The 6,877-nt window shown below is 54.1% G+C and carries 5 protein-coding genes and 1 rRNA gene; all 6 read left to right on the forward strand.

All coding sequences use genetic code 11. From position 1 onward, the window contains the following. Window positions 1–7: 7 nt before the first annotated feature. The 6 genes from IJ22_RS25475 to IJ22_RS25495 all read left to right on the forward strand — a co-directional run bounded on the left by IJ22_RS25475 (window position 8) and on the right by IJ22_RS25495 (window position 6,803). On the forward strand, window positions 8–865 hold the full coding sequence (locus IJ22_RS25475) for a 3-hydroxyacyl-CoA dehydrogenase (RefSeq protein WP_062410799.1): 858 nt from the start codon (window positions 8–10) through the stop codon (window positions 863–865). A gap of 16 nt (window positions 866–881) precedes the next feature. Further along, a complete protein-coding gene (locus tag IJ22_RS25480) occupies window positions 882–2,084 on the forward strand; it encodes a thiolase family protein (RefSeq protein ID WP_062410800.1) in 1,203 nt (400 codons plus the stop codon). Window positions 2,085–2,103: 19 nt separating this feature from the next. Next, window positions 2,104–3,597 carry an NAD-dependent succinate-semialdehyde dehydrogenase gene (locus IJ22_RS25485; protein WP_062410801.1) on the forward strand — a complete coding sequence of 498 codons (1,494 nt, stop codon included), beginning with the start codon at window positions 2,104–2,106 and terminating at the stop codon, window positions 3,595–3,597. Between the two features lie 53 nt (window positions 3,598–3,650). Beyond that, window positions 3,651–4,436 carry an enoyl-CoA hydratase-related protein gene (locus IJ22_RS25490; RefSeq protein ID WP_062410802.1) on the forward strand — a complete coding sequence of 262 codons (786 nt, stop codon included), beginning with the start codon at window positions 3,651–3,653 and terminating at the stop codon, window positions 4,434–4,436. A 14-nt stretch (window positions 4,437–4,450) separates the two neighbouring features. Next, the gene (locus tag IJ22_RS25915) at window positions 4,451–4,609 is read left to right on the forward strand and encodes a tripartite tricarboxylate transporter substrate-binding protein (RefSeq protein WP_235594224.1); all 159 of its coding nucleotides are present in this window, start codon (window positions 4,451–4,453) and stop codon (window positions 4,607–4,609) included. A gap of 641 nt (window positions 4,610–5,250) precedes the next feature. After that, window positions 5,251–6,803 (forward strand): 16S ribosomal RNA (locus IJ22_RS25495). Window positions 6,804–6,877 lie beyond the last annotated feature (74 nt).

A 6,877-nucleotide genomic window follows, 5' to 3' on the forward strand; every position in this document is an offset into this window, starting at 1 on the left:
ACAGGCTTTGATTGAACAGCTGGTTGTTGTCGGCGGCGGCGTAATGGGCCGGGGCATCGCCTACACGGGGGCGGTTTCCGGTTTTCATGTGAAGCTGGTCGATAAATATGAACAGGTTTTGCAAAGCGCCCGGCAGGAAATAGAAGAGCTTTTTGCAGGCGCGGTCCAACGAAACAAGTTAACGCTTGAAGAAGCGGCATCGGCCAAGGAGCGCCTTTCCTATCACTCGGATTTGGAAGGCAGCGTCCAAGCGGCGGATCTGGTGATTGAAGCCGTAACGGAAAAGCTCGATTTGAAAAAGCAGATCTTCGAGATGCTCGATCGGCATGCTCCGGCGCATGGTTTGCTGGTCAGCAACACGTCCACTTTGAGCCCTACCGAAATCGGTTCGTTTACGAGGCGTCCCGATAAAGTCATGGCCATGCACTTTTTTAACCCGGCCTACAAAATGAAGCTGATCGAATTGGTGCGGGGTCTGGAAACGAGCGATGAGACGGTGCGGCTGATTCAGCTGGTCGCAGGGCGTATGAATAAAGAAACGGTGACGATTAACGAATTCCCCGGGTTCGTCACCAGCAGGATGAGCGCCCTGGTAGGCAATGAAGCCTTTTATATGCTGATGGAGGGAGTCGGAACTCCCGAGGAAATCGATAAAGCGATCAAGCTGGGCTTGAATTATCCGATGGGGCCCTTGGAGCTTGCGGATCTTGTGGGATTGGATGCGCGGCTGAACAATTTACGCTATTTGCATCAAACCTTGGGGGAAAAATACCGGCCCTGTCCACTGCTTGTCAAATATGTGCAGGCCGGCCGTTTAGGGCGCAAAACCGGAAGAGGCGTATACGAGTATGGGAAAAAAGAATAAGTGACGGTGATCGTTCATGAAAGAAGCTGTGATCGTCGATGCGGTCAGAACTCCGATAGGAAAGTATAAGGGCGCTCTTAAATCGGTACGTCCGGACGATTTGGCCGCCGCCGCCATACGGGCTATTCTTGAGCGCAACCCGGGGGTGCCTGTTCAGGACATTGAAGATGTCATTCTGGGATGCGCGAATCAAGCGGGGGAGGACAATCGCAATGTGGCCCGGATGGCGGTTCTATTATCCGGATTGCCGCTGGAAGTAGGCGGAACGACAGTGAATCGTTTGTGCGGATCGGGGCTGGATGCGGTGATGTACGCCGCGAGAAGCATCGGCGCCGGTGCCGGGGAGATTTATCTTGCCGGAGGAACGGAGAGCATGACGAGGGCGCCGCTTGTCATGGGTAAAGCGGAAACCGAATATCCCCGCGGCGATGTGAAAATGTACGATACCACCATCGGCTGGCGGTTCGTCAATCCCCGGTTGGAGCGCTTGTACGGATCGACAAGCATGCCCGGAACGGCCCAAATCGTAGCGGACCGGTATCGCATTTCCCGGGCGGATCAGGATGAATTCGCATGGCAAAGTCAGCACAAGGCGCAGCGCGCCTGGGAATCGGGCCGGTTTGACGATGAGGTCATCCCCGTTACGGTGGAGGATGCCAAGGGAAACCGGACGTCCTTCGCACAGGATGAGCATCCCCGCTTTAACCTTAAGCTGGAGCAGCTGGAGAAATTACCGCCGCTGTTCAGTGGCGGTACCGTTACTGCTGGCAACGCTTCCGGAGTCAACGACGGCGCCTCCGTCCTGCTGTTGATGAGTGCCGACAAGGCGAAGGAGCTGGGCATAAAGCCGTTAGCCCGATTTGTGGCCGGAGCCGTTGCCGGAGTCGAACCGGATGTGATGGGACTGGGCCCGATTCCGGCCGTTCAAAAGGTGCTCCAAAGGGCGCGGCTCAGCGTTTCCGATCTGGACCTGGTGGAACTTAACGAGGCGTTCGCTTCCCAGTCGCTTCAATGTATTCGGGGGTTGGAACTGGATCCGTCGATCGTGAATGTCAATGGAGGAGCGATTGCTTTGGGGCATCCTCTGGGCGCCAGCGGGGCAAGAATTTTGACCACTCTGGTGCATGAAATGAAACGCAGAAAAGCCAAAAGGGGCTTGGCCACGATGTGTATCGGCGTAGGGCAGGGAATCGCAGCGATTGTCGAAGCTGTGCAATGAAATGGGGGAGAGGTTGGATATGAGTGTGCAAATAAACGCGCAAAGCTTTCCTTGGTTGGAATTCATCGAGCACGGTGAACAACTGAAGATGTACATTAACGGACAATGGGTCGAGGGCCGGTCCGGAGAATGGGAGCCAGTCGAAGACCCTTCTTCGAAAAATGTGATTGCCTACGTTTCGAAAGGGGGCGCTCAAGAAGCGGAGCGAGCGGTTGAAGCCGCTCAGGCCGCATTCGGCAGCTGGTCGATGGTCAGCGCGAGGGAACGCTCGAAATATTTATACCGGTTAGCCAATTTATTGAGGGAGCACGCTTTACCGTTGGCCTCTCTGTTGACCGCCGAATCGGGCAAGGTATTGAAGGAAGCGATGGAGGAAATCCGTTCGGCCTCCGCTTACGTAAGCTGGTATTCGGAGGAAGCCAAGCGCATTAACGGAACCGTGGTTTCGCCTGCGAATCGGAATAACCGGATTTTCGTGCTGCAACGACCCGTGGGTGTCGTCGTGTCCATCTGTCCCTTCAATTTCCCTTTTGGCATTCTGGCAAGAAAATTGGCCGCCTCTGTCGCCGCAGGGTGCACGTTTACAGCCAAGCCCGCTCCGGAAACGCCGTTAACGGCATTGATGCTCGCCCGTCTTGTGGAAAAAGCCGGTTTTCCCCAAGGGGTCGTGAACATCATTACCGGAGATGCGGCGGCCATTGGAAAGGTGTTCTGCGAGCATCCCGCCGTCCGGAAAATCACCTTCACCGGATCCACTCAGGTCGGACGTCTGCTCACTGCACAAGCGGGACAGCATTTAAAGCAGACGCATATGGAGCTTGGAGGCAATTCCCCGTGCATTATTTTTCCGGATGCGGACCAGGAGAGAGCCGTAAAGACCCTGCAGTATGCCAAATTCAGAAATACCGGCCAGGTTTGCGGGTCTCCTAACCGTATTTACGTACATGAATCCATAGCGGAAGAGTTTATTGACCGGTTTTATCGGCAAATCGATACCTTGAAAGTGGGACCGGGGCATCATAAGGAAGCCCATATCGGTCCGCTCATTCATCAAAGAGCGATTGAAAAGGTGGACCGGCTGGTCAAAAGTGCCGTGGCTCAAGGAGCGGAGGCTCAAGTGTGCGGCAAGATGGTAGACGGTGTGGATTCGGACTCAGGCTATTACTACCTGCCTGTGATGATCAGAGGAGCTCAGGATCATATGGATATTTGCCGGGAAGAGACCTTTGGTCCGGTAGCGACTTTTCTTACGTTCAAGGAAGAGGATGAGGTCGTATCGCGTGCCGTCGCGACGCCTTACGGACTTGCAGGTTTTGTCTACACGAAGGATGTCTCCAGAGTGCTCACCATTTCCGAAAAGCTGGAGGTCGGCAACGTAGGCGTGAACGGAGCCGTTTCGGCCAATATTGAATCTCCTTTCGGAGGAGTTAAAGAAAGCGGATGGGGGCGTGAGGGGGGGAAAGAGGGGCTATACGATTTTCTGGAAACCGTCACCGTTTCGATCCAAGTGTAGCGGTACGATGACCTGAGAGAGATCAGTAAAAGGTTGGAGGTGAACGATGGAAAATGGAGGAGTCGCTCGTTTTGCTGGATAAACGGGAGCATTTGGCGGTCATTACCTTGAATCGGGCGGAAAGGCTGAACTGCTTTGACTATCGGATGCTGGTGCAATTGGAGCAAGCGGTCAGCGGCATTCGAATGGATAACGACGTCTATGCGGTTATTATTACGGGTGCTGGTGATAAAGCCTTCAGTGCGGGAGCGGATTTGAAAGAAAGGCAAACGCTTACCGAGCAGGAGGTTCGCCGGAATGTGATGAAAATCCGCGATGTGTTCACGATGATTGAAGAGCTGCCCCAACCGACGATTGCCGCGATGAACGGACATGCGCTCGGCGGCGGTTTGGAATTGGCGCTGTCCTGCGATTTTCGTTATGCGGTCCAGGGGGCGCTTATCGGTTTAACGGAGGTCAGCTGGGCGATCGTTCCCGGAGGCGGCGGAACCCAGCGGCTGCCTCGGCTGATCGGGATGGCCCGAGCGAAAGAGCTAATTTTTACGGCAAGGCGGATTACCGCCGGGGAAGCATTGGCCTTGGGCATGTTGAATGGCGTAGCCGGGGAAGGGGAGGACGTGATGCGCCCCGCGCTGAATTTAGCGGACGAAATCATGAAGAACGGTCCGCTGGCGGTAAGGCAGGCCAAGTATGCGATTCAATATGGAAGCGAGGCTGACTTGAAGACCGGCCTGCGTATCGAATCTCAAGCTTATGAGGCCATCATTCCAACAGCCGACCGCATAGAAGCGCTGGCTGCTTTCAAGGAGAAGCGGGCGCCCCGGTTTGTAGGCAGGTGATCAGCAGGAGAATAGTGAAAGCCGGTAAAGTCAAGATATTGGCCGTTTCGTCTTCCCAAAGAAGCTCTTACTTCCCCGATGTTCCAACTGCTGAAGAGCAAGGCATAACCGGTCTCACTACGAAGTGGTGGACAGGTGTTTCTGTACCGGTCGGGACACCGGCAGAGATGTGAAGAAATGGGAGGAAGCCTTCATACATGAATACCGCTGATTTCAATCAAGCGATACAAAAGGAAGGCCATTATTATACCGATCTGGCGACAAAGCTTGGAATCAGAAAGTAGACATTGGACTCGAATGCCGGGTAAACCCCGGACGAACCAAACCAAATACAGGATACGGCGGTCGTTCCCGGTTCTTCAACGGAGAATGACCGCTGAGTCCATTCCGGATTGAACAATATTCCGCTTGCGTTTTGTTAATAGATATGATAAATTACTAATCCTGAGCTGCTGCGAGGCAGACAGGGTACAAGTCAGACGGTTTCTCTGAGCTTGCGGATGATTCCAAGCACGGAAACCAAAAGACTTGCAAAACGAAATCGAATATGATAGATTATTAAACCGTGACTCCGAAAATACTGCAACTGAATCAGCGTCTGGACGAAAGGATTCGTTCCTCAGTCTGGATAAAAAAACAGTTGCCAAACGGTACGGAGTTATGGTAGATTGATTTTCCGGCCGCATGAGACAAGCGGATCGGTGAAACCATAAAGTATTGTCCTTTGAAAACTGAACAACGAGTGAGTGCGAAGTCTCGTCAAGAGATTTCAAAACAAGTCAGTAACGAATTGAGCAATCAATTCTCTCTAACTTTATTGGAGAGTTTGATCCTGGCTCAGGACGAACGCTGGCGGCGTGCCTAATACATGCAAGTCGAGCGCTAGGGGTGCTCCCTTACGGGAGCCCCCTGGAGCGGCGGACGGGTGAGTAACACGTAGGCAACCTGCCTGTAAGACCGGGATAACTACCGGAAACGGTAGCTAAGACCGGATAGGTGGTTTCTCCGCATGGAGGGATCAAGAAACACGGTGCAAGCTGTGGCTTACAGATGGGCCTGCGGCGCATTAGCTAGTTGGTGGGGTAACGGCTCACCAAGGCGACGATGCGTAGCCGACCTGAGAGGGTGATCGGCCACACTGGGACTGAGACACGGCCCAGACTCCTACGGGAGGCAGCAGTAGGGAATCTTCCGCAATGGACGCAAGTCTGACGGAGCAACGCCGCGTGAGTGAAGAAGGTTTTCGGATCGTAAAGCTCTGTTGCCAAGGAAGAACGCCTTGGGGAGTCACTGCCCTGAGGGTGACGGTACTTGAGAAGAAAGCCCCGGCTAACTACGTGCCAGCAGCCGCGGTAATACGTAGGGGGCAAGCGTTGTCCGGAATTATTGGGCGTAAAGCGCGCGCAGGCGGCCGCTTAAGTTTGGTGTATAAGCCCGGGGCTCAACCCCGGATCGCACCGAAAACTGGGTGGCTTGAGTGCAGGAGAGGAAAGCGGAATTCCACGTGTAGCGGTGAAATGCGTAGAGATGTGGAGGAACACCAGTGGCGAAGGCGGCTTTCTGGACTGTAACTGACGCTGAGGCGCGAAAGCGTGGGGAGCAAACAGGATTAGATACCCTGGTAGTCCACGCCGTAAACGATGAGTGCTAGGTGTTAGGGGTTTCGATACCCTTGGTGCCGAAGTCAACACAATAAGCACTCCGCCTGGGGAGTACGCTCGCAAGAGTGAAACTCAAAGGAATTGACGGGGACCCGCACAAGCAGTGGAGTATGTGGTTTAATTCGAAGCAACGCGAAGAACCTTACCAGGTCTTGACATCCCTTTGACCGGTACAGAGATGTACCTTTCCTTCGGGACAGAGGAGACAGGTGGTGCATGGTTGTCGTCAGCTCGTGTCGTGAGATGTTGGGTTAAGTCCCGCAACGAGCGCAACCCTTGAGCTTAGTTGCCAGCATTAAGTTGGGCACTCTAAGTTGACTGCCGGTGACAAACCGGAGGAAGGTGGGGATGACGTCAAATCATCATGCCCCTTATGACCTGGGCTACACACGTACTACAATGGCCGGTACAACGGGAAGCGAAGGAGCGATCCGGAGCAAATCCTTATAAGCCGGTCTCAGTTCGGATTGCAGGCTGCAACTCGCCTGCATGAAGTCGGAATTGCTAGTAATCGCGGATCAGCATGCCGCGGTGAATACGTTCCCGGGTCTTTGTACACACCGCCCGTCACACCACGAGAGTTTACAACACCCGAAGTCGGTGGGGTAACCGCAAGGAGCCAGCCGCCGAAGGTGGGGGTAGATGATTGGGGGTGAAGTCGTAACAAGGTAGCCGTATCGGAAGGTGCGGCTGGATCACCTCCTTTCTATGGAGTCCATGCTGACGGTAGGTCAGCGGACAAATCTGCAACGTAAGTTGCAACGGCACTCACTCGTGTTC

Source organism: Paenibacillus naphthalenovorans (assembly GCF_001465255.1).
Lineage (GTDB): Bacteria > Bacillota > Bacilli > Paenibacillales > NBRC-103111 > Paenibacillus_G > Paenibacillus_G naphthalenovorans.

Bases quoted from the DNA above. Each gene is read 5' to 3' on its own strand.
- IJ22_RS25480 (WP_062410800.1), top strand. From the start codon at position 882: ATGAAAGAAGCTGTGATCGTCGATGCGGTCAGAACTCCGATAGGAAAG.
- IJ22_RS25485 (WP_062410801.1), top strand. From the start codon at position 2,104: ATGAGTGTGCAAATAAACGCGCAAAGCTTTCCTTGGTTGGAATTCATC.
- IJ22_RS25490 (WP_062410802.1), top strand. From the start codon at position 3,651: ATGGAGGAGTCGCTCGTTTTGCTGGATAAACGGGAGCATTTGGCGGTC.